Source organism: Pseudomonas sp. LBUM920 (assembly GCF_003852315.1).
Classification (GTDB): Bacteria; Pseudomonadota; Gammaproteobacteria; order Pseudomonadales; family Pseudomonadaceae; genus Aquipseudomonas.
On record NZ_CP027762.1, the window covers coordinates 4,821,609 to 4,842,034 of the forward strand.

At 61.1% G+C, this 20,426-nt stretch carries 20 protein-coding genes and 1 pseudogene; 15 read left to right on the top strand and 6 right to left on the bottom strand.

Annotation, left to right across the window (positions count from 1 at the left end; genetic code table 11):
* Positions 1-41: 41 nt before the first annotated feature.
* From rfbA to C4J83_RS22270, 5 genes and pseudogenes are all read right to left on the bottom strand, one after another.
* Positions 42-926: a glucose-1-phosphate thymidylyltransferase RfbA gene (rfbA, locus tag C4J83_RS22250; protein WP_106576359.1), complete on the bottom strand. Its 885-nt coding sequence runs from the start codon at positions 924-926 to the stop codon at positions 42-44.
* A gap of 2 nt (positions 927-928) precedes the next feature.
* The gene (gene rfbD / locus C4J83_RS22255) at positions 929-1,825 is read right to left on the bottom strand and encodes a dTDP-4-dehydrorhamnose reductase (protein ID WP_124418215.1); all 897 of its coding nucleotides are present in this window, start codon (positions 1,823-1,825) and stop codon (positions 929-931) included.
* A complete protein-coding gene (rfbB, locus tag C4J83_RS22260; RefSeq protein ID WP_106576357.1) occupies positions 1,822-2,892 on the bottom strand; it encodes a dTDP-glucose 4,6-dehydratase in 1,071 nt (356 codons plus the stop codon). Before rfbB ends, rfbD begins: the two co-directional genes overlap by 4 nt.
* A gap of 4 nt (positions 2,893-2,896) precedes the next feature.
* A complete protein-coding gene (locus C4J83_RS22265; RefSeq protein ID WP_124418216.1) occupies positions 2,897-3,871 on the bottom strand; it encodes a glycosyltransferase family 2 protein in 975 nt (324 codons plus the stop codon).
* Between the two features lie 303 nt (positions 3,872-4,174).
* A pseudogene (locus C4J83_RS22270) lies at positions 4,175-4,339 on the bottom strand (EamA family transporter); the annotation flags it as partial.
* A 132-nt stretch (positions 4,340-4,471) separates the two neighbouring features.
* Between C4J83_RS22270 and C4J83_RS22275 the strand changes: the two are divergent.
* Positions 4,472-5,263 (top strand): CPBP family intramembrane glutamic endopeptidase, encoded by a 792-nt coding sequence (locus C4J83_RS22275; RefSeq protein WP_124418217.1) that lies wholly within the window; start codon positions 4,472-4,474, stop codon positions 5,261-5,263.
* A 74-nt stretch (positions 5,264-5,337) separates the two neighbouring features.
* A complete protein-coding gene (locus C4J83_RS22280; RefSeq protein ID WP_106576354.1) occupies positions 5,338-6,903 on the top strand; it encodes a methyl-accepting chemotaxis protein in 1,566 nt (521 codons plus the stop codon).
* A 102-nt stretch (positions 6,904-7,005) separates the two neighbouring features.
* Here C4J83_RS22280 and C4J83_RS22285 read toward each other — a convergent pair whose 3' ends face one another.
* Positions 7,006-7,698, bottom strand: a complete 693-nt coding sequence (locus C4J83_RS22285) for an alpha/beta family hydrolase (protein WP_124418218.1) — start codon at positions 7,696-7,698, stop codon at positions 7,006-7,008.
* 79 nt (positions 7,699-7,777) lie between these two features.
* Here C4J83_RS22285 and ccoN (C4J83_RS22290) point away from each other — a divergent pair, with 79 nt between their 5' ends.
* The 13 genes from ccoN (C4J83_RS22290) (at position 7,778) to C4J83_RS22350 (ending at position 20,327) form a co-directional block, all read left to right on the top strand.
* Positions 7,778-9,211, top strand: a complete 1,434-nt coding sequence (gene ccoN / locus C4J83_RS22290) for a cytochrome-c oxidase, cbb3-type subunit I (RefSeq protein WP_106576352.1) — start codon at positions 7,778-7,780, stop codon at positions 9,209-9,211.
* Positions 9,212-9,221: 10 nt separating this feature from the next.
* Positions 9,222-9,830, top strand: a complete 609-nt coding sequence (gene ccoO, locus C4J83_RS22295) for a cytochrome-c oxidase, cbb3-type subunit II (RefSeq protein ID WP_065909614.1) — start codon at positions 9,222-9,224, stop codon at positions 9,828-9,830.
* 3 nt (positions 9,831-9,833) lie between these two features.
* Positions 9,834-10,034 (top strand): cbb3-type cytochrome oxidase subunit 3, encoded by a 201-nt coding sequence (locus tag C4J83_RS22300; RefSeq protein WP_106576350.1) that lies wholly within the window; start codon positions 9,834-9,836, stop codon positions 10,032-10,034.
* Positions 10,031-10,978, top strand: a complete 948-nt coding sequence (gene ccoP / locus C4J83_RS22305; protein ID WP_106576349.1) for a cytochrome-c oxidase, cbb3-type subunit III — start codon at positions 10,031-10,033, stop codon at positions 10,976-10,978. Before C4J83_RS22300 ends, ccoP (C4J83_RS22305) begins: the two co-directional genes overlap by 4 nt.
* Before the next feature lie 348 nt (positions 10,979-11,326).
* Complete coding sequence (ccoN, locus tag C4J83_RS22310) at positions 11,327-12,769, top strand: cytochrome-c oxidase, cbb3-type subunit I (RefSeq protein ID WP_124418219.1); 1,443 nt, start codon at positions 11,327-11,329, stop codon at positions 12,767-12,769.
* Positions 12,769-13,377, top strand: coding sequence for a cytochrome-c oxidase, cbb3-type subunit II (gene ccoO, locus C4J83_RS22315; RefSeq protein WP_078738505.1), 609 nt, complete (start codon positions 12,769-12,771; stop codon positions 13,375-13,377). The genes ccoN (C4J83_RS22310) and ccoO (C4J83_RS22315) overlap by 1 nt, the downstream gene beginning before the upstream one ends.
* A 5-nt stretch (positions 13,378-13,382) precedes the next feature.
* Positions 13,383-13,568 (top strand): CcoQ/FixQ family Cbb3-type cytochrome c oxidase assembly chaperone, encoded by a 186-nt coding sequence (locus C4J83_RS22320; RefSeq protein WP_003193169.1) that lies wholly within the window; start codon positions 13,383-13,385, stop codon positions 13,566-13,568.
* Complete coding sequence (gene ccoP / locus C4J83_RS22325) at positions 13,565-14,542, top strand: cytochrome-c oxidase, cbb3-type subunit III (RefSeq protein WP_106576347.1); 978 nt, start codon at positions 13,565-13,567, stop codon at positions 14,540-14,542. Before C4J83_RS22320 ends, ccoP (C4J83_RS22325) begins: the two co-directional genes overlap by 4 nt.
* Before the next feature lie 338 nt (positions 14,543-14,880).
* On the top strand, positions 14,881-16,296 hold the full coding sequence (gene ccoG, locus C4J83_RS22330; RefSeq protein ID WP_124418220.1) for a cytochrome c oxidase accessory protein CcoG: 1,416 nt from the start codon (positions 14,881-14,883) through the stop codon (positions 16,294-16,296).
* A 15-nt stretch (positions 16,297-16,311) separates the two neighbouring features.
* On the top strand, positions 16,312-16,851 hold the full coding sequence (locus C4J83_RS22335; RefSeq protein ID WP_106576345.1) for a FixH family protein: 540 nt from the start codon (positions 16,312-16,314) through the stop codon (positions 16,849-16,851).
* Positions 16,852-16,965: 114 nt separating this feature from the next.
* Positions 16,966-19,416, top strand: coding sequence for a heavy metal translocating P-type ATPase (locus C4J83_RS22340; RefSeq protein WP_124418221.1), 2,451 nt, complete (start codon positions 16,966-16,968; stop codon positions 19,414-19,416).
* 22 nt (positions 19,417-19,438) lie between these two features.
* Positions 19,439-19,651 carry a cbb3-type cytochrome oxidase assembly protein CcoS gene (gene ccoS / locus C4J83_RS22345; protein ID WP_017735332.1) on the top strand — a complete coding sequence of 71 codons (213 nt, stop codon included), beginning with the start codon at positions 19,439-19,441 and terminating at the stop codon, positions 19,649-19,651.
* Positions 19,644-20,327 (top strand): sulfite exporter TauE/SafE family protein, encoded by a 684-nt coding sequence (locus C4J83_RS22350; protein ID WP_106576343.1) that lies wholly within the window; start codon positions 19,644-19,646, stop codon positions 20,325-20,327. The genes ccoS and C4J83_RS22350 overlap by 8 nt, the downstream gene beginning before the upstream one ends.
* Positions 20,328-20,426: the final 99 nt, after the last annotated feature.

Below are 20,426 nucleotides of genomic sequence, written 5' to 3' on the forward strand. Positions count from 1 at the left end.
TTCAGGCAACAGCTCCGAATACCGCACCGGGCATCGCACTATCAAAAAATCTTTTCGTGCAGCAAACGCTTGAGATACTGACCGTAGCCATTCTTGGAAAGCGGCGCGGCGAGTTTCTCCAACTGCTGCGCATCAATCCACTTTTGCCGAAACGCGATCTCTTCAGGGCAGGCCACTTTAAGCCCCTGACGGTGCTCAAGCGTGGCGATGAAACTACTGGCTTCCAGCAGCGAGTCGTGGGTGCCGGTATCCAACCACGCATAGCCTCGGCCCATGATCTCTACCGACAGCTTGCCCCGCTCCATGTAGATACGGTTAAGGTCGGTAATCTCAAGCTCGCCTCGTGGCGATGGCTTGATGCTTTTGGCGATGTCCACTACGTCCTGGTCATAGAAGTAAAGACCGGTCACCGCGTAGTTCGACTTAGGCTCAAGAGGCTTTTCTTCGAGGCTGATCGCCTTGCCCTGTGCATCGAACTCTACAACGCCGTAACGCTCAGGATCGTTTACGTGATAGGCGAAAACACTCGCGCCATCCTGACGCAGCATCGCGCTTGCCAGCAGCTCATTGAAATGATGGCCGTGATAGATGTTATCGCCCAGCACCAAGGCCGACAGATCGTTGCCGATGAACTCCTCGCCAATGATGAATGCCTGCGCCAGGCCATCCGGGGATGCCTGTACGGCATACGAGATATTCAAACCCCAGCTACTGCCATCGCCCAACAGCTGCTCGAAACGCGGGGTGTCCTGCGGCGTTGAAATGATCAGGATGTCGCGAATACCCGCCAGCATCAGCGTGGTCAGCGGGTAGTAGATCATTGGCTTATCGTAAACCGGCAGCAATTGCTTGGAGATAGCCAAGGTTGCAGGGTGCAGACGCGTGCCTGAGCCGCCAGCCAGGATGATTCCTTTACGTTTGAGCATGTTCATTTCTCTAGTGTTTCTATGAGCATCCGTGCCACACCGTCTTGCCATTCAGGCAAGCGCAATGAGAAGGCATTCTGCAGTTTTTGGGTGTTGAGTCGGGAGTTGCCGGGGCGCTTGGCCGGTGTTGGGTAAGCGGCCGTAGTCAGCGCACCCACGGCATCCGGGGCAACCTTGAGGTGCACACCGGCAGTCTGAGCGTGTTCAAGCACGAAGCGGGCATAGCGATACCATGTGGTCTCGCCAGCTGCCGCCAAGTGATAAACCCCACTCAGTTGGGGGTTCGAATGCATCGTGCGGATGGCATGTGCGGTAACGTCGGCCAACAGATCCGCCCCAGTGGGCGTACCAAACTGATCGTCGATTACGTTAAGGCTGTCGCGCTCTTGCGCCAGACGCAGCATGGTCTTGGCGAAGTTATTACCTCGCGCGGCATAGACCCAACTGGTGCGCAAGATCAGATGCGCGCAACCGCTGGCCTGGATCGCTTGCTCGCCCTGGAGTTTGGTCGCGCCGTAAACGCTCAGCGGCCCTACCGCGTCGCTTTCCTGCCAAGGCGTCTGACCATCACCGGCGAACACGTAGTCAGTGGAGTAGTGAACCAGCAGGGCATTGAGTTTTTGCGCCTCTGCCGCCAGCACGGCCGGGGCCTGCGCATTCACACGCAGAGCCTGGTCCGGTTCGCTTTCGGCTTTGTCGACGGCCGTATAGGCCGCCGCATTGACGATGACGTCAGGCGCAAAGCGCTGCACGGTGGCCGCCAACCCTTGCAGGTCGTTCAGATCACCGCAGTAGTCCTGGCTTTTCGAGTCGAGCGCAAGCACTTGGCCCAGCGGGGCCAAACTGCGTTGCAACTCCCACCCCACTTGGCCATTTTTGCCAAGTAGAAGGATCTTCATGCTGAGCGCTCGGCGTAGTTCTTCTCTACCCACTCGCGGTAAGCACCCGATTGGATATTGCTGACCCAATCCTGGTTATCCAGGTACCACTCCACGGTCTTGCGGATGCCGGTCTCGAAGGTTTCGGCCGGCTTCCAGCCCAACTCGCGCTCCAGTTTGCGCGCGTCGATGGCGTAACGGCGGTCATGGCCAGGGCGATCGGTCACGTATGCAATCTGGTCACTGTACGGCGTGCCATTCGCCTGAGGGCGCAGCTCATCGAGCAGGGCGCAAACGGTGTGGACGATGTCCAGGTTTGGCTTCTCGTTCCAGCCGCCGACGTTGTAGACCTCGCCCACGGTGCCGGCTTCCAGTACACGACGGATGGCACTGCAGTGGTCTTTTACGTACAGCCAGTCACGAATTTGCTGACCATCGCCATACACCGGCAGCGCCTTGCCTGCCAACGCGTTGACGATCATCAACGGGATCAATTTTTCCGGGAAATGGTACGGCCCGTAGTTGTTCGAGCAGTTGGTGGTCAGTACAGGCAAGCCATAGGTGTGATGGTAGGCACGCACCAAATGGTCGCTGGCCGCCTTACTGGCCGAGTACGGGCTGTTAGGCTCGTACTGATGGTGTTCGGTGAACGCCGGATCGTCCTTGGCCAAGGAGCCGTAGACTTCGTCAGTCGACACATGCAGGAAACGGAAGGATTGCTGAGCATCGGCGTCCAGCCCTTTCCAGTAGGCACGCACCGCCTCCAGCAGGCGGAAGGTACCGACGACGTTAGTCTCGATGAAGTCTTCCGGGCCATGGATAGAACGGTCTACGTGCGACTCGGCAGCGAAGTTCAGGATAGCGCGCGGCTGATGTTCAGCGAGCAAACGCTGGACCAGCTGGGTATCTGCGATGTCGCCCTGTACGAATACGTGGCGCTCGTTGCCCTCGAGCGAGCTGAGGTTCTCCAGGTTGCCGGCATACGTCAGCTTATCCAGATTAATGACCGGCTCATCCGCCTGGGCTACCCAGTCCAATACAAAATTTGCACCGATAAAGCCAGCACCGCCGGTTACTAAGATAGTCATTGAGTCAGATCTTTTTCAGTAGTGTTGCAAGAATTAGCCCGAGGTTCCCCATTAAAGTCTGCCGATACAAACCGGCCGACCGGAACCCCAACACTCGTCTAAGTAACGTTTGCCTGCGCGCATGCTTGAAGCGCATAAGAGTCAGTCGTTGCTCTTCGCAAAGACGGTGGGACATCGCTTCGAGGGCACAGATGTTCTGTTCGTTCCATTCGAAGAACCGTCCTTGGAAAATCATTTTCAGCCGTACCAGGCGAGCGGCCCAACTGGAGTTGCTACCAATAAGATTTTCATCGTGCTGGCGGTACAACATTCTCGGCTGGTGATCATAGTGCACGGCGCCTCCGGCCCCCGTTACAAGCTGGTAGATCCACCAGTCGTGCGAGGGCACCTTGACGTTCAAACCCGCCTCGAGGATCAACTCACGTGCAGCCCGATTAAAAACCATCGTGTTGCCACCCGCAATACTTTGAACGAGCGCGTTTGAGAAGTGCGGAGGGCGTGGGAAAAGCGGAGAAAAGCCAAGCTTTGCACCCGACTCACTGACTAACTGAGTACGGCCACAGTATAGAGCAGGGATGTGCTCAGGAATGGTCTGCAACCAGGACTGCGCCACCGCCAGCTTATCGTCGTTCCAGATATCGTCCTGATCACACCAGGCAAAATAATCGGCGACGATGTCAGGACGGCAAGTTAACGAGAGAAAATTGGCGACAAACCCTCTTCCGGGACCTGCCACAACCTTGAGACGGTCGCGTCCCCAACGCTGAGCATAGTCTTGGAGAATCGCTGACGTACTATCTCGAGAGCCGTCATCGGAAACGACTAATGACCAGTTGCGATGGCTCTGTCGCTCAATGGAGTCGAGTTGATCCCTGAGGAACGCCTCACCATTGTACGAGCACATCAAAACCGCAACCTTTGCTAAGCAAACGTCGTGCGGTTGGACATTGGATAGACTGCGCGATGCGAAAATAGACACAACATCCCTTTTGCGAGCAAACTGCATACCCTGTAAATACGTAGGATATAGGCCACAATAAGGTCGGAATTATTACAGCATTACTCTGTAAGCACAATCGTACTGAATGCCAGCGGTCGGCTGCCATGAACGTACCAAGTGCTCTGCAATGCGGCATCACGCCACTATCTGAGCGTCTGCCTTAATAGCACGAGTATGGCGCAGACTGTAAATCCTGCGCGAACCCACATTAAACAATGCTTTGACTGGAGCACCCTCATGCGCGTGCTCCAGTCAGCATTGATTCAACAGCTCGCCACGCACTCAGCTTTTACGAAACACAAACCCCAAGCCAACAATGATCAACGCCATCCCCAACACGCTTAACAGCGCAAGCCGATTGCCAAAGATCAGGTAATCCATCACCGCTGTCACCGCCGCTACCAGGTAGAACAGAAGAGTGACGCTCACCAGCTTGCCCCGCACGATAGCCGGCACAGCGACAGTGCCACACACCCACCCGGCAATCACTTCACCCACGCACCGTGCGTAGAAGAGTTTTCATGCCGACGCAGAAAGCCGGTCGCTATAATGCCGGCCAGTTTTTTCCAAGGATTTCATATGATCGCTTTGCCCTGGCTGTACCTGGTGCTTCTTTCGATTGGCTACGGACTGGCCCTGACCTACGGGCAACTGGGCGCTCTGGCGGCCGTATCGGTGGTCATGCTGCTGATCGCCGGGTACGCCGTGCGCCAGCAACGCAGCCCTTGGGCGCGCTACCTCGGCCACGGCCTGTTCATTGTCCTGGCCTTGGGCCTGGCGATGCACTGGCTGCCGGGTTTCTACAACGGCCGCGGTATCGCGCCGCAGCGTTTTACCCCTGACTCGGTACCGTTCTCGATGTACCTGAACCAGGACAAACCACTGATTGGCTTCTGGCTGTTGCTGGCCTGCCCGTGGATCGTGGCGCGTCGCGCGCTGCGCCTGTCGCTTTGCGTCGCGGCCCTGGCATTGACGCTGACGGCGGTCGCTGCGCTGGGCGGCGCCACATTGCTGGGGATGATCGACTGGGCACCCAAATGGCCGGAACAGGCGTGGCTGTGGGTACTGAACAACCTGCTGCTGGTGACGCTGGTGGAAGAGGCGCTGTTTCGTGGCTATATCCAGGGTGGCCTGAGCCAACGCTTCAAACACCTGCCCTACGGAGAGCACCTTGCACTGCTGCTGGCCTCGCTGCTGTTCGGCCTGGTGCACCTCGGCGCGGGCTGGCATTGGGTGCTGCTGGCGAGTATTGCAGGCATCGGTTATGGCCTGGCGTATCGCTTCGGCGGGCTGGGCGCCGCGATTGCCACGCACTTTGGCTTGAATCTGCTTCACTTCGGGTTGTTTACCTACCCGATGCTGGCCGGATGATTGTTGCAAAAAATAAGTTAAATAAATGCCTGCAACGGCCGACAACCCATCAAAGCCTTGCGGATTGAACAATCATGCGTAATAACCAACCCGTTACCCAGCGCGAACGTACCTTCCCCGCTCAGCAACGGTTGATCTCCACCACAGATGCCAAAGGTGTGATCACCTACTGCAACGACGCCTTTGTCGAAATCAGTGGGTTCACCCGTGACGAGTTGATCCGTGCCCCGCACAACCTGGTGCGTCACCCGGATGTGCCGTCGGCCGTGTTCGCGCACATGTGGTCCACGCTCAAACAAGGCTTGCCATGGATGGGCATCGTCAAGAACCGCTGCAAGACCGGCGATCATTACTGGGTTAACGCCTATGTAACGCCGGTCTTCGATGGCAACCAGGTGATCGGCTACGAATCGGTGCGCATCAAGCCCACCGCCGAGCAGATTCGCCGGGCCGAAGCGCTCTACCAACGCATCAACCAGGGCAAGTCGGCCGTGCCTCAGCGCGACAAATGGCTGCCGGTGCTGCAAGACTGGCTGCCCTTTATTCTGGTCAGCCAGCTCAGCTTCATGATCGGTGCGTCGCTCAACTCCCACTGGGGCTTTGCCCTGGCGGCGGGGCTGTCGGTGCCACTGGGCCTGCTGGGCCTGAGCTGGCAGCAACGCGGCCTCAAGCGTCTGCTGCGCCTGGCGGAGCAGACCACGTCCGACCCGCTGATCGCGCAGATGTACACCGACAGCCGTGGCGCACAAGCGCGGCTGGAGATGTCGATTCTCAGCCAGGAGGCGCGTCTGAAGACGTGCCTTACTCGCTTGCAGGATACGGCCGAGCACCTCAACGATCAGGCAGCGCAGTCCAACACCCTGGCGCACAACAGCTCCAGCGGCCTGGAACGCCAGCGCGTGGAAACCGAGCAGGTCGCCACCGCCGTCAACCAGATGGCAGCAACGACCCAGGAAGTGGCCAGCCACGTGCAGCGCACGGCGGACGCTACTCAGGAGGCCAATCGCCTGACCGGTCGCGGTCGCGACATCGCCGGGGAAACCCGTGAAGCGATCCAGCGCCTGTCGGTCGCCGTGGGTGAAACCGGTGTAACCGTCACCCAGCTGGCCAAGGACAGTGATGAAATCGGCGGCGTGGTGGACGTGATCAAAGGCATCGCCGACCAGACCAACCTGCTGGCATTGAACGCTGCCATCGAAGCCGCCCGTGCCGGCGAAATGGGCCGTGGCTTTGCAGTGGTGGCTGACGAAGTCCGTCAACTGGCGCAGCGTACCGCCGAGTCCACCGGGCAGATCCATGCCCTGATCGCCAAACTGCAGCAGACCGCCGCCGCCGCCGTGCAAACCATGGACGCCGGGCATCGCCAGGCCGAAGAAGGCGTGGCACGCGTGATGGAGGCGGATCAGGCGCTGGTGGGCATCAGTGAAGCGGTGGCCAACATCACCGACATGACCACGCAGATTGCCGCCGCCACCGAAGAGCAAAGCGCCGTGGCCGAAGAGATCAGCCGCAATATCAGCACGATTGCGCTGTTGGCGGACCAGACCTCGGAGCAGGCGATGAACTCGGCGCAGTTGAGTGAAGAGCTGACGCATACCGCAAATACCCAGTATTCGCTGGTGGAGCGTTTTAACCGTTAAATCGCTTTCGCGAGCAAGCCCGCTCCCACATTGGATAGGGTTCACATATTTCTATTTGTGAATACATTCAAATGTGGGAGCTGGCTTGCCGGCGATGAGGCCCTAAAGGCCGGCGAGAAACTCGGAGACCTTCAGCGCCGCAGCCTCCAAATGCTGCTCATGACTAAACCCCGAAGCCTTCAACGGCTTCAAATCATGATCCCCCGCCACCAGCCACATCACTTCGATGCTCGGCGACAACGCATACCCCTCCACCGCCGCCCGATTGCCCAGCGCATCGCGCTCGCCCTGCACAATCAACGTCGGCGTCTTCAGACCGGCCAGATGCTCAGTGCGGGGTTTCTCCGGTTTGCCCACCGCGTAAAACGGATAACCCAGGCACACCAACCCGTCTGCACCCAATTCATCCGCCAGCAAACTGGCCATCCGCCCGCCCATGGACTTGCCGCCAACGGCCAGTGGGCCAGCGACATGGCGTCGCACCTCGGCATACACCTCGCGCCAGGCTTGCAATAGTTTCGGCGCCGGATTCGGCGGACGTTTGCCGCCGTCCAGGCGGCGCTGGGCCATGTAGGGGAATTCAAAGCGCAATACGTTCACGCCATGCCCGGCAAGGCGTGCAGCCATGTCGTTCATAAACCCCGAGTCCATGGGCGCACCGGCACCGTGGGCCAGGATCAGCGTCACCGGCGCACGCGCGCTGGTACCCGTTGCCGCATCCCACAACCAGCCGCGCTCGCGCACACACTGCGCCCATTGATCCCCGTCAATACTGGCCTTGTGCTCTTTGCCCATGCTTGCCTCGCTTTTTAGTCTGCCTATAACTCCAGCCCAAGTGCCGCATTGGCTTGGGTTGAACCGTGGATGGGGAACCATGAACACTACTTTAAGTACCGCCTATAACTACAAGGTGGTCCGCCAATTCACCATTATGACGGTGGTGTGGGGCATCGTCGGCATGGGGCTCGGGGTTTTTCTCGCCGCCCAATTGGTTTGGCCTGCACTCAACTTCGATTTGCCCTGGACCAGCTTCGGCCGCTTGCGCCCGCTGCACACCAACGCGGTGATCTTTGCCTTCGGCGGCTGCGCGCTGTTCGCCAGCTCGTTTTACTCGGTGCAGCGCACCTGCCAGACACAGCTGTTCGCACCGAAAATCGCCGCGTTCTGCTTCTGGGGCTGGCAGCTCGTCATTCTATTGGCCGCGATCAGCCTGCCGCTGGGCTACACCAGCTCCAAGGAATACGCCGAGCTGGAATGGCCGATCGACATTCTGATCACCATCGTCTGGGTGGCCTACGCCATCGTGTTCTTCGGCACGATCATGAAGCGCAACACCAAGCACATCTACGTCGGCAACTGGTTCTTCGGTGCGTTCATCATCACCGTGGCCATTCTGCACATCGTCAACAACCTGGAAATCCCGGTCAGCCTGACCAAGTCCTACTCCCTCTACGGCGGTGCGACGGATGCCATGGTGCAGTGGTGGTATGGGCACAACGCGGTAGGCTTTTTCCTCACCGCCGGTTTCCTCGGGATGATGTATTACTTCGTGCCCAAGCAAGCCGAACGTCCGGTGTATTCCTATCGCCTGTCCATCGTGCACTTCTGGGCGCTGATCACCCTGTACATCTGGGCCGGCCCGCACCACTTGCACTACACCGCGTTGCCGGATTGGGCACAGTCACTGGGCATGGTGATGTCGCTGGTACTGCTGGCCCCGAGCTGGGGCGGCATGATCAACGGCATGATGACGCTCTCGGGCGCCTGGCATAAGTTGCGCAGCGACCCGATCCTGCGCTTTTTGGTGGTGTCGCTGGCGTTCTACGGCATGTCGACCTTCGAAGGGCCGATGATGGCCATCAAGACGGTCAACGCCCTCTCCCACTACACCGACTGGACCATCGGCCACGTACACGCCGGCGCGCTGGGCTGGGTGGCGATGATTTCCATCGGCGCGCTGTACCACATGATCCCCAAAGTGTTTGGCCGCGAGCAGATGTACAGCCTCGGCCTGATCAACGCGCACTTCTGGCTGGCCACCATCGGCACCGTGCTCTACATCGCCTCGATGTGGGTCAACGGCATCGCCCAAGGCCTGATGTGGCGTGCGGTCAACGAAGACGGCACCTTGACCTACTCCTTCGTCGAAACCCTGGTGGCCAGCCACCCTGGCTACATCGTGCGACTGGTGGGCGGTGCAGTGTTCCTCAGCGGCATGTTCCTGATGGCTTACAACACGTGGCGCACCGTGCGCTCGGCGCCATCGCTGCAAGCCGCCGAACCCGCCACCGCCGCGCAAATGGCCTGAGGAGTCCGTGATGAAACACGAAACGATTGAAAAGAACGTCGGCCTGCTGATGCTGCTGATGGTGCTGGCCGTGAGCATCGGCGGCCTGACCCAGATCGTCCCGCTGTTCTTCCAGGACGTGACCAACAAGCCGGTCGAAGGCATGAAGCCCTACACCGCGCTGCAACTGGAAGGCCGCGACATCTACATCCGCGAAGGCTGCGTGCAGTGCCACTCGCAGATGATCCGCCCGTTCCGTGCCGAAACCGAACGCTACGGCCACTACTCGGTGGCAGGCGAAAGCGTGTGGGACCACCCGTTCCTGTGGGGCTCCAAGCGCACCGGTCCGGACCTGGCCCGCGTCGGCGCGCGCTACTCGGACGACTGGCACCGCGCGCACCTGTACAACCCGCGCAACGTGGTGCCGGAGTCAAAAATGCCGGCCTACCCATGGCTGGTCACCGCGCCGGTCGACAGCAGCCACACCGAAACCAAGTTGAAAGTGATGCGCACCCTCGGCGTGCCCTACACCGACGACGACATCAGTGGCGCCGTTGCCAGCCTCAAGGGCAAGACCGAGATGGACGCGCTGGTTGCGTACCTGCAAGTGCTCGGCACTGCCATCAAGAGCAAGAGGTGAGCCATGGGATTTGAATTTGACGCGGGCACCATCCGCGGCCTTGGCACGCTGGTGGTCGCCATCGCTTTTATCGGCCTGTCGCTGTGGGTGTTCAACAACCGGCGCAACGCGGAATTCGAGCAGGCCCGCCTGCTGCCATTTGCCGATGAACCTACTCCATCCGACGCTCAAGAAGAGCCTGCAACAAGGAGCACTCGCCCATGACGACCTTCTGGAGTACATGGATCTGCGTATTGACCCTCGGCAGCCTGATCGGCCTGACCTGGCTATTGATCGGCACCCGCAAGGGCGAAACCAAGGGCAGCGTCGACCAGACCATGGGCCACGCCTTCGACGGCATCGAGGAATACGACAACCCGCTGCCGCAGTGGTGGTTCATGCTGTTCGCCGGCACCCTGGTGTTTGCCGTCGGCTACCTGATCCTCTACCCGGGCCTGGGTAACTGGAAAGGCGTATTGCCGGGCTATGAAGGCGGCTGGACCCAGACCAAGGAATGGGACAAGGAAATGGCCAAGGCCGACGCCAGGTTCGGGCCGATCTTCGCCAAATTCGCGGCCATGCCGGTGGAAGAAGTCGCCAAGGACCCACAGGCACTGAAAATGGGCGGCCGCCTGTTCGCTTCCAACTGCGCGGTGTGCCACGGCTCGGATGCCAAGGGCGCGTATGGCTTCCCCAACCTGGCGGACAACCTCTGGCGCTGGGGCGGCTCGGCGGAGGCGATCAAAGCGACGATCATGAATGGTCGCCACGCGGCGATGCCGGCCTGGGGTGAAGTGCTGGGCGAAGACGGTGTGAAGAACGTCGCCGCCTATGTGCGCCACGACCTGGCCGGGCTGCCCTTGCCGGCCAACAGCACCGCCGACCTCGCCGCCGGGCAAGCGGCGTTCAGCACCACCTGTGTCGCCTGCCACGGTCCGCAAGGCCACGGCGTGGAAGCCATGGGCGCGCCGAACCTGACCGAGCCTGCCGGCTTCATTTACGGCACCAGCCTGGCGCAGCTGCAGCAGACCATCCGCCACGGCCGCCAAGGCCAGATGCCCGCGCAGGACGTGCTGCAAGGCAATGACAAAGTGCACCTGCTCGCGGCCTATGTGTACAGCTTGTCCCATAACGCTGATGGCGCAACGCCAGAAAGCCCAGCCGAGTAACCGCAGACTGCCGCCCCAACCCGGGGCGGCAGCCCTGTATCTCTAAGCGACCAAGTGTCGCACCCCTCCCCACCCCAACTTTCCCCTGCTGCCATTCGGGTCTACGCTTGCCCAACAGTGACCGGTTTTGGCGTATCAGGCGACTGCCGTTGCGACCTGAAAAAATTCCTGTCCACTCGATCAGCTTTCGATTTCTGATTTTGTCCTTACGCCAAACATGGAAAGGGCGCAGAATCTGGCCCGGAACGCATTGATACAGGTCAGCCATTGCGTTGCAATGGCCCCTCGGTTTGTCCATACTTGCGGCCGATTTCAACTATAAAAAAACCTAAACCGTGGAACCTTAGAATGAGCACAGCAATCAGTCCGACTGCTTATAACTATAAGGTAGTCCGCCAGTTCGCCATCATGACGGTGGTCTGGGGGATCCTTGGCATGGGGCTCGGGGTGTTCATCGCCTCGCAACTGGTTTGGCCGGAATTGAATTTCGGTTTGCCATGGACGACCTTTGGCCGCCTGCGCCCGCTGCACACCAACCTGGTGATTTTCGCCTTCGGCGGATGTGCATTGTTTGCCACCTCCTACTATGTCGTGCAGCGAACCTGCCAGACGCGACTGATCTCCGACGGCCTCGCCGCCTTCACCTTTTGGGGCTGGCAAGCCGTGATCCTCGGCGCCATCATCACCCTGCCGCTGGGCTACACCACCACCAAGGAATACGCCGAGCTGGAATGGCCCATTGCCATTTTGCTGGCCATCGTCTGGGTGACTTACGCCGTGGTGTTCTTCGGCACCATCGTCAAGCGCAAGACCAAGCACATTTATGTGGGTAACTGGTTCTACGGTGCCTTCATTCTGGTCACGGCGATGCTGCACATCGTCAACCACGCGTCCTTGCCGGTGAGCTGGTTCAAGTCCTATTCGGCCTACGCCGGGGCGACGGACGCGATGATCCAGTGGTGGTACGGCCACAATGCCGTGGGCTTCTTCCTCACCACCGGCTTCCTGGGGATGATGTATTACTTCGTGCCCAAGCAGGCCGAGCGTCCGATCTACTCGTACCGCCTGTCCATCGTGCACTTCTGGGCGCTGATCACCCTGTACATCTGGGCCGGCCCGCACCACCTGCACTACACCGCGCTGCCGGACTGGGCGCAGTCGCTGGGCATGGCGATGTCGATCATCCTGCTGGCCCCCAGCTGGGGCGGCATGATCAACGGCATGATGACGCTCTCGGGCGCCTGGCATAAATTGCGCACCGACCCGATCCTGCGCTTTTTGGTGGTGTCGCTGGCGTTCTACGGCATGTCGACCTTCGAAGGGCCGATGATGGCGATCAAGACCGTCAACTCGCTGTCCCACTACACCGACTGGACCATCGGCCACGTCCACGCTGGCGCGTTGGGCTGGGTGGCAATGATCTCCATCGGTGCGGTGTACCACATGATCCCCAAACTGTTCGGCCGTGCGCAGATGCACAGCGTCGGGCTGATCAACGCGCACTTCTGGCTGGCCACCATCGGCACCGTGCTCTACATCGCCTCGATGTGGGTCAACGGCATCACCCAGGGCCTGATGTGGCGTGCGATCAACGATGACGGCACGCTCACCTACTCCTTCGTCGAAGCGCTGCAAGCCAGCCATCCGGGCTACATCGTCCGCGCCCTGGGCGGTGCGTTCTTTGCCAGCGGCATGCTGTTGATGGCCTACAACGTCTGGCGCACCGTGCGTGCCTCCGACCCTGTAGAGGCTGAAGCCGCCGCCAAGATCGCCGTTGTGGGAGCTCACTGATGAAGCATGAAGTAGTCGAGAAGAATATCGGCCTGCTGGCCTTCTTCATGGTCATCGCCGTGAGTATCGGCGGCCTGACCCAGATCGTTCCGCTGTTTTTCCAGGACGTGACCAACAAGCCGGTCGAAGGCATGAAGCCGCGCACCGCGCTTGAACTGGAAGGTCGCGACGTCTACATCGCCAACGGTTGCGTGGGCTGCCACTCGCAGATGATCCGCCCGTTCCGCGCCGAAACCGAACGCTACGGCCACTACTCGGTGGCCGGTGAAAGCGTGTGGGACCACCCGTTCCTGTGGGGTTCCAAGCGCACCGGCCCGGACCTGGCCCGCGTCGGGGCACGTTACTCGGACGACTGGCACCGCGCGCACTTGTATAACCCGCGCAACGTGGTGCCGGAGTCGAAAATGCCGGCCTACCCGTTCCTCGTGGAAAACAAGCTCGACGGCAAGGACACCGCGAAGAAGATGGAAGTCTTGCGCACCCTGGGCGTGCCCTACACCGATGAAGACATCGCCGGTGCAGCCGCAGCCGTAAAGGGCAAGACCGAAATGGACGCACTGGTGGCCTACCTGCAAGGCCTTGGCACCATCATCAAAAGCAAACGGTGATCTGCATGGATATCGGGATGATTCGTGGCCTGGGCACCGTTGTGGTGATGGTGGCCTTTATCGGCCTGGCGTTGTGGGTGTTCAGCCCCCGCCGCAAGTCGGAGTTTGACGACGCGACCATGTTGCCTTTTGCGGATGACCCCGAAGCCATCAAGCACGTCGAGCAAGCGTCTAGGAGTAACAAAGAATGACTACGTTCTGGAGTCTGTACGTCACAGTCCTCAGTCTGGGTACCATCTTCGCCCTGACCTGGCTGCTGCTGTCGACCCGCAAGGGCCAGCGCACCGAGCAGACGGACGAGACTGTCGGCCACTCGTTCGATGGCATCGAGGAATACGACAACCCGCTGCCCAAGTGGTGGTTCATGCTGTTTGTCGGCACCATCATCTTCGCCCTCGGCTACCTGGCGTTGTACCCCGGCCTTGGCAATTGGAAAGGCCTGCTGCCGGGCTACAACTACCTCGACAACGACAAGCAAACCCCCTTCGCCAACGGCCAGACCGGCTGGACCGGCGTGCACGAATGGGAAAAGGAAATGGCCAGGTCGGACGCCAAGTTCGGCCCGATCTTCGCCAAATTCGCCGCGATGCCGATTGAAGACGTTGCCAAGGACCCGCAAGCCTTGAAGATGGGCGGCCGCCTGTTCGCCTCCAACTGCTCGGTGTGCCACGGCTCCGATGCCAAGGGCGCCTACGGGTTTCCCAACCTGACCGACGCCGATTGGCGCTGGGGCGGCGAGCCGGCGACCATCAAGGAAACCATCATGAAAGGCCGCCACGCGGTGATGCCAGCGTGGGCCGAAGTCATTGGCGAGCAAGGCGTGGCTGACGTGGCGGGTTTTGTGGTGACCAACCTCGACGGTCGCAAACTGCCGGAAGGCGCCAAGGCCGATGTGGCCAACGGCGCGAAACTCTTCGCCGCCAACTGCGTGGCCTGCCACGGTCCTGCCGGTAAAGGCACGCCGGCGATGGGCGCGCCGGACCTGACGCACCCGGGTGCATTCATCTACGGTTCGAGTTTCGCGCAGCTGCAGCAGACCATTCGTTATGGCCGTCAAGGCCAGATGCCTGCGCAGGAGTTGCTGCAAGGCAACGACAAGGTGCACTTGCTGGCAGCCTACGTTTACAGCCTGTCCCATGGCGACAAGCCGGCTGAAGAGCAGTAAGACACACAAGCAAACGGTGGGAGGGGGCTAGCCCCCGATAGCGGTGGTTGAGTGACAGTTGTATCAACTGACATGCCGCAATCGGGGGCAAGCCCCCTCCCACATTTGGAGCGCACTGCACTGCCTGCAAATCTGCAACACAGCCAAAACCGACCATACTTCACAAGTCAATTGATCCAGATCACTTACACCATCAATTGATTTCCCCCAACGCGACCAAAGGTCGCACCCGTGCAGCACTGCCGCAGGCGTATCATTACGCCACTGCAAGAGCCTATTTTTGACCCCGGTTGGCACGTACTGGCCGAGGCAAATCTCCACCGCCGTGGGATGCAATGATGAGCAACCAAATACCGGTACATGACGTTACCCCGCCTGCCAAAAACGCCAGTCAGTCCGTCGACCTGTATGCGTCGCGAGAGAAAATCTACACCCGCGCCTTCACCGGCTTGTTCCGCAACTTGCGCATGCTCGGCGGCGCTGGTTTGTTCCTGCTGTACTTCGGCACCGTGTGGCTGAACTGGGGTGGGCACCAGGCGGTTTGGTGGAACTTGCCGGAGCGTAAATTCTTCATTTTTGGCGCGACCTTCTGGCCCCAGGATTTCATTCTGCTGTCGGGCATTCTGATCGTGGCCGCCTTTGGCCTGTTCTTTATCACCGTGTACGCCGGTCGTGTGTGGTGTGGCTATACCTGCCCGCAAAGCGTGTGGACCTGGATCTTCATGTGGTGTGAAAAGGTCACCGAAGGCGACCGCAACCAGCGCATCAAGCTCGACAAAGCGCCGCTGGGCGCCAACAAGTTCCTGCGCAAATTCAGCAAGCACACGCTGTGGCTGTTGATCGGCTTTGTCACCGGCATGACGTTTGTTGGCTATTTCTCGCCGATCCGCGAACTGGTGTTCGACTTCTTTACCGGCCAGGCCGATGGCTGGTCGTATTTCTGGGTCGGCTTTTTCACCCTGGCCACCTATGGCAATGCCGGCTGGCTGCGCGAACAGGTGTGCATCTACATGTGCCCGTACGCGCGCTTTCAAAGCGTGATGTTCGACAAGGACACCCTGATCGTTTCCTACGATCCACGCCGTGGCGAAGTGCGTGGCCCGCGCAAAAAAGGCACCGACTACAAGGCCCAAGGCCTGGGCGACTGCATCGATTGCACGATGTGCGTGCAGGTGTGCCCCACCGGCATCGACATCCGCGACGGCCTGCAAATCGAGTGCATCGGCTGCGCTGCGTGTATCGACGCCTGCGACAACATCATGGACAAAATGGAGTACCCGCGCGGCCTGATCAGCTACACCACCGAGCACAACCTATCGGGGCAGAAAACCCATAAATTGCGCCCGCGTCTGATCGGTTACGCGCTGGTATTGCTGGCAATGATCAGCCTGTTGGTCGGTGCATTTTTCATGCGCTCGCTGGTCGGTTTCGACGTCAGCAAAGACCGTGTGCTGTTCCGTGAAAACGCCGAAGGCCGCATCGAAAACGTCTACAGCCTGAAGATCATGAACAAGGACCAGCGCGACCACACCTACGTGCTCGACGCTTCGGGCCTGCCGGACCTCAAGCTGCAGGGTCGACGCGAGATCAAAGTGGCGGCCGGGGAAATCCTCAGCCTGCCGGTCGAGCTGTCCAGCGCACCAGAGCAACTGCCGTCCAGCACCAACGAGGTGACCTTCATCCTCAAGGATGCCGATGACGACAGCGTCCACATTGAAGCCAAGAGCCGATTCATCGGCCCACAAGTTCGTTAACTAGAGAGCACGACAATGCCCGCAGCTACTGCCGCAAGCCCTTGGTACAAGCACCTCTGGCCGTGGATCATCATTGGGATCCTGACCTGTTCGGTGACCTTGACCTTGTCCATGGTGACCATTGCGGTGAAGAACCCGGACAACCTGGTCAACGACAACTACTACGAGGCCGGCAAAGGCATCAACCGCTCCCTGGACCGCGAACTGCTGGCCCAGACCCTGCAACTGCGCGCCGCGGTGCACCTGGACGAACTAACCGGTGAAGTCGACCTGCACCTGACCGGCAACAGCAACCCGACCACGCTGGAGCTGAACCTGATTTCTCCGACCCAGCCGGAGAAGGATCGCAAGATCAATCTGGCCCGCAGCGACAGTGAGCCTGGCCGCTACATTGGCCAGGTCACCGACAAGGTCGAAGGCCGGCGCTTTGTGGAATTGCTCGGTGTCGAGGGCGACAGGACCTGGCGCCTGTTCGAAGAGGAACAGGTCAGCCACGACAAGGACTTGCTGCTCGGTGATGAGCCGTTGCAGGGCGCTGAAGACCTGAAGAAGTAATAAGCCTGCGCTTCGCGCCTCGCGGGCAAGCCGCTCCCCCACTGGATCGCGATTCCTTGTGGGGGCCGGGCTTGCCCACGATGAGGCTCTCTCAGCCGACTAAGATCTAAACCCATGAGCACCCCAACCCCCTGCTACCACTGCGCCCTGCCCGTCCCGTCCGGCAGCCGGTTCACCGCCGTGATCCTCGGCGAGCGCCGCGAACTGTGCTGCCCGGGTTGCCAGGCGGTGGCCGAGGCCATTGTGGCCGGCGGGCTGGAAAGCTATTACCAGCACCGCAGCGAAGCCTCGGCCAACCCCGAAGCGCTGCCGGTGCAACTGGTGGACGAGTTGGCCCTGTACGACCGCGCCGACGTGCAAAAACCCTTTGTGCGCCATGACGGTGACCTCGCCGAAACCACCTTGTTGATGGAAGGCATCAGCTGCGCGGCCTGTGGCTGGCTGATCGAAAAACACCTGCGCAGCCTGCCCGCGGTGTCCGAGGCTCGGCTGAACCTGTCCAACCACCGCCTGCACGTGCGCTGGGCCGACGCGCAATTGCCGCTGAGCCAGCTGCTCAGCGAGCTGCGCCATATCGGCTACGCCGCCCACCCTTATCAGGCTGACCGCGCCGCCGAGCAGTTGGCCGGCGAAAACCGTCTGGCCTTGCGCCAATTGGGGGTCGCGGGGTTGCTGTGGTTCCAGGCGATGATGGCGACCATGGCCACTTGGCCCGAATTCAATATCGACCTGAGCCCGGAGCTGCACGTGATCCTGCGCTGGGTGGCGATGTTTCTGACCACGCCCATCGTGTTCTACAGCTGCGCGCCCTTCTTCAAAGGTGCGCTGCGCGACCTGCGCACTCGCCACCTGACGATGGAAGTGTCGGTGTCCCTGGCGATAGGCGGCGCGTATCTGGCTGGCATTTGGACCGCCATCACCGGCGCCGGCGAGCTGTATTTCGACGCGGTGGGCATGTTCGCGCTGTTCCTGCTGGCCGGCCGCTACCTGGAGCGCCGAGCGCGGGAACGTACGGCCGCCGCCACCGCTCAACTGGTCAACCTGTTGCCCGCCTCGTGCCTGCGCCTGAAAGCTGGCGGCCAGAGCGAACGCATTCTGCTCAGCGAATTGGCCGTGGGTGACCGCGTGCTGGTACACCCCGGCGCGGTGCTGCCGGCAGACGGCGTCATCCTCGACGGCCAGTCAAGCATCGATGAAGCCCTGCTCACCGGCGAATACCTGCCGCAGCCACGCCACGTGGGCGATGTGGTGACTGCCGGCACACTCAACGTCGAAGGTGCGTTGAGCGTTGAGGTCCGCGCCCTGGGCCATGACACGCGCCTGTCCGCCATCGTGCGCCTGCTGGAGCGCGCCCAGGCCGAGAAACCGCGCCTTGCGCAAATCGCCGACCGTGCCGCGCAATGGTTTCTGCTGTGCTCGCTGATCGCCGCGGCGTTGATCGGCCTGCTGTGGTGGGAATTGGATCCCTCGCGGGCGTTCTGGATTGTGTTGGCGATGCTGGTGGCGACCTGCCCGTGCGCGCTCTCTTTGGCCACGCCAACCGCCCTCACCGCCGCCACGGGTACGCTGCATAAACTCGGGCTGTTACTGACCCGCGGGCATGTGCTGGAAGGCCTGAACCAGATCGACACGGTGATTTTCGACAAGACCGGCACCCTGACCGAAGGCCGCCTGGCGTTGCGTGCGACCCACCCTTTGAGCGCGCTAAGCAGCGATGATTGCCTGAGCCTCGCCGCAGCCCTGGAAAACCGCTCCGAACACCCGATTGCACGGGCTTTTGGCCGTGCGCCGCTGGCCGCCGAAGAAGTCCTGAGTTTCCCCGGCCTGGGCCTGGAAGGCCGTGTGGGTGAGCGCCAACTGCGTATCGGCCAACCGGGGTTTGTCTGCGACTTGAGCGGCTGTCCGACTCCCGCCTCGCCGGACGACGCGGGCCAGTGGCTGCTGCTGGGCGATCGTGACGGCGCGCTCGCCTGGTTCGTGCTGGATGACCGTCTGCGCAGCGACGCGCCAGCCCTGTTGGCGGCATGCAAAGCGCGCGGCTGGCGCACGTTGCTGCTGTCAGGTGACAGCTCTCCGATGGTGGCCAGCGTTGCCTGTGACCTGGGCATCGACGAAGCCCATGGCGGCCTGCGCCCCGACGACAAACTGCAAATGCTGCAACAGCTGCACAAGGAAGGTCGCAAGGTGCTGATGCTCGGCGATGGTGTCAACGATGTGCCGGTGCTCGCTGCGGCCGATATCAGTGTGGCAATGGGCTCGGCCACGGACCTGGCAAAAACCAGCGCCGATGCCGTGCTGTTGTCCAATCGACTCGACGCGTTGGTGCAGGCCTTTACCCTCGCGCGGCGCACCCGTCGGGTAATCCTCGAAAACCTGCTGTGGGCCGGGCTGTACAATGGCCTTATGCTGCCGTTTGCCGCGCTCGGCTGGATCACGCCGATCTGGGCGGCGATCGGCATGTCGCTCAGCTCGTTGACTGTGGTGCTCAACGCCTTGCGCCTGACTCGCCTGCCGAGCGCGCCGACTGCCAGCGCCCCCTTAGTAACCCGCCCGCTGCCGGCTTGAGCCGCGTGGGCATGGAGTGCAGATGCCAGCTCTATACGTGATGATTCCAGCGGCGCTGCTGTTAGTCGGCGTCGCTATCTACATCTTCTTCTGGGCGGTGGACAGCGGCCAGTACGACGACCTCGACGGCCCGGCCCACAGCGTGCTGTTCGATGACCAGGACCCAAACCACCTGGCGGCTGTCGACGAAGCCAACGGGCCCGAGCAACCGCCCAAAGACCCGCCCCATGCTTGAACTGGCGCCGCTGCTGGTCTCCGCGCTCATCCTTGGCCTGCTCGGCGGCGGCCATTGCCTGGGCATGTGCGGCGGGTTGATGGGCGCACTGACGCTGGCGATCCCCACAGCGCAACGCAGCCGGCGCTTTCGCCTGCTGCTGGCGTACAACCTGGGGCGCATTCTCAGCTATGCCGCCGCCGGCTTATTGATCGGCCTGGCCGGCTGGGCGGTGGCCAACAGCCCGGCGGCGATGTTCATGCGTGTGCTGGCAGGCTTGTTGCTGATCAGCATGGGCCTGTACCTGGCCGGTTGGTGGAGCGGCCTTACGCGCATCGAAAGCCTCGGTCGCGGCCTGTGGCGCTACCTACAGCCCGTCGCCAACCGTTTGCTGCCGGTGTCCAGCCTGCCGCGCGCGTTGCTGCTGGGCGCGCTGTGGGGCTGGCTGCCGTGCGGCTTGGTCTACAGCACGCTGCTGTGGGCGGCAAGCCAGGGCAATGCGGCGGACAGCGCGTTGCTGATGCTGGCGTTCGGGCTGGGCACCTGGCCGGTGTTGCTGGCGACCGGGCTGGCCGCTGAACGCGTCACCGCCGTGCTGCGCAAACGCAGTGTGCGTGTCGCTGGAGGCCTGCTGGTGATTCTATTCGGCCTGTGGACCTTGCCCGGTCCGCATCAGCACTGGCTAATGGGCCATTAAATCGCCATGTGGCATAGCGCCGCTCCCCGTTGATGCAAATCAACATGCCCTGCCCGGCGCGCCCCTAGACTCGGCCCACTAGCCAATCCGGGGGACCGC

What these genes read in the sequence shown, in the direction of transcription:
- ccoG (WP_124418220.1), top strand. Translation starts at nt 14,881, where the DNA reads ATGAGCAACCAAATACCGGTACATGACGTTACCCCGCCTGCCAAAAAC.
- C4J83_RS22280 (WP_106576354.1), top strand. Translation starts at nt 5,338, where the DNA reads ATGCGTAATAACCAACCCGTTACCCAGCGCGAACGTACCTTCCCCGCT.
- ccoP (WP_106576349.1), top strand. Translation starts at nt 10,031, where the DNA reads ATGACGACCTTCTGGAGTACATGGATCTGCGTATTGACCCTCGGCAGC.
- C4J83_RS22300 (WP_106576350.1), top strand. Translation starts at nt 9,834, where the DNA reads ATGGGATTTGAATTTGACGCGGGCACCATCCGCGGCCTTGGCACGCTG.
- rfbB (WP_106576357.1), bottom strand. Translation starts at nt 2,892, where the DNA reads ATGACTATCTTAGTAACCGGCGGTGCTGGCTTTATCGGTGCAAATTTT.
- C4J83_RS22285 (WP_124418218.1), bottom strand. Translation starts at nt 7,698, where the DNA reads ATGGGCAAAGAGCACAAGGCCAGTATTGACGGGGATCAATGGGCGCAG.
- rfbA (WP_106576359.1), bottom strand. Translation starts at nt 926, where the DNA reads ATGCTCAAACGTAAAGGAATCATCCTGGCTGGCGGCTCAGGCACGCGT.
- ccoO (WP_078738505.1), top strand. Translation starts at nt 12,769, where the DNA reads ATGAAGCATGAAGTAGTCGAGAAGAATATCGGCCTGCTGGCCTTCTTC.
- ccoP (WP_106576347.1), top strand. Translation starts at nt 13,565, where the DNA reads ATGACTACGTTCTGGAGTCTGTACGTCACAGTCCTCAGTCTGGGTACC.
- ccoO (WP_065909614.1), top strand. Translation starts at nt 9,222, where the DNA reads ATGAAACACGAAACGATTGAAAAGAACGTCGGCCTGCTGATGCTGCTG.
- C4J83_RS22350 (WP_106576343.1), top strand. Translation starts at nt 19,644, where the DNA reads ATGCTTGAACTGGCGCCGCTGCTGGTCTCCGCGCTCATCCTTGGCCTG.
- C4J83_RS22320 (WP_003193169.1), top strand. Translation starts at nt 13,383, where the DNA reads ATGGATATCGGGATGATTCGTGGCCTGGGCACCGTTGTGGTGATGGTG.
- C4J83_RS22275 (WP_124418217.1), top strand. Translation starts at nt 4,472, where the DNA reads ATGATCGCTTTGCCCTGGCTGTACCTGGTGCTTCTTTCGATTGGCTAC.
- C4J83_RS22340 (WP_124418221.1), top strand. Translation starts at nt 16,966, where the DNA reads ATGAGCACCCCAACCCCCTGCTACCACTGCGCCCTGCCCGTCCCGTCC.
- ccoS (WP_017735332.1), top strand. Translation starts at nt 19,439, where the DNA reads ATGCCAGCTCTATACGTGATGATTCCAGCGGCGCTGCTGTTAGTCGGC.
- C4J83_RS22335 (WP_106576345.1), top strand. Translation starts at nt 16,312, where the DNA reads ATGCCCGCAGCTACTGCCGCAAGCCCTTGGTACAAGCACCTCTGGCCG.
- rfbD (WP_124418215.1), bottom strand. Translation starts at nt 1,825, where the DNA reads ATGAAGATCCTTCTACTTGGCAAAAATGGCCAAGTGGGGTGGGAGTTG.
- ccoN (WP_124418219.1), top strand. Translation starts at nt 11,327, where the DNA reads ATGAGCACAGCAATCAGTCCGACTGCTTATAACTATAAGGTAGTCCGC.
- ccoN (WP_106576352.1), top strand. Translation starts at nt 7,778, where the DNA reads ATGAACACTACTTTAAGTACCGCCTATAACTACAAGGTGGTCCGCCAA.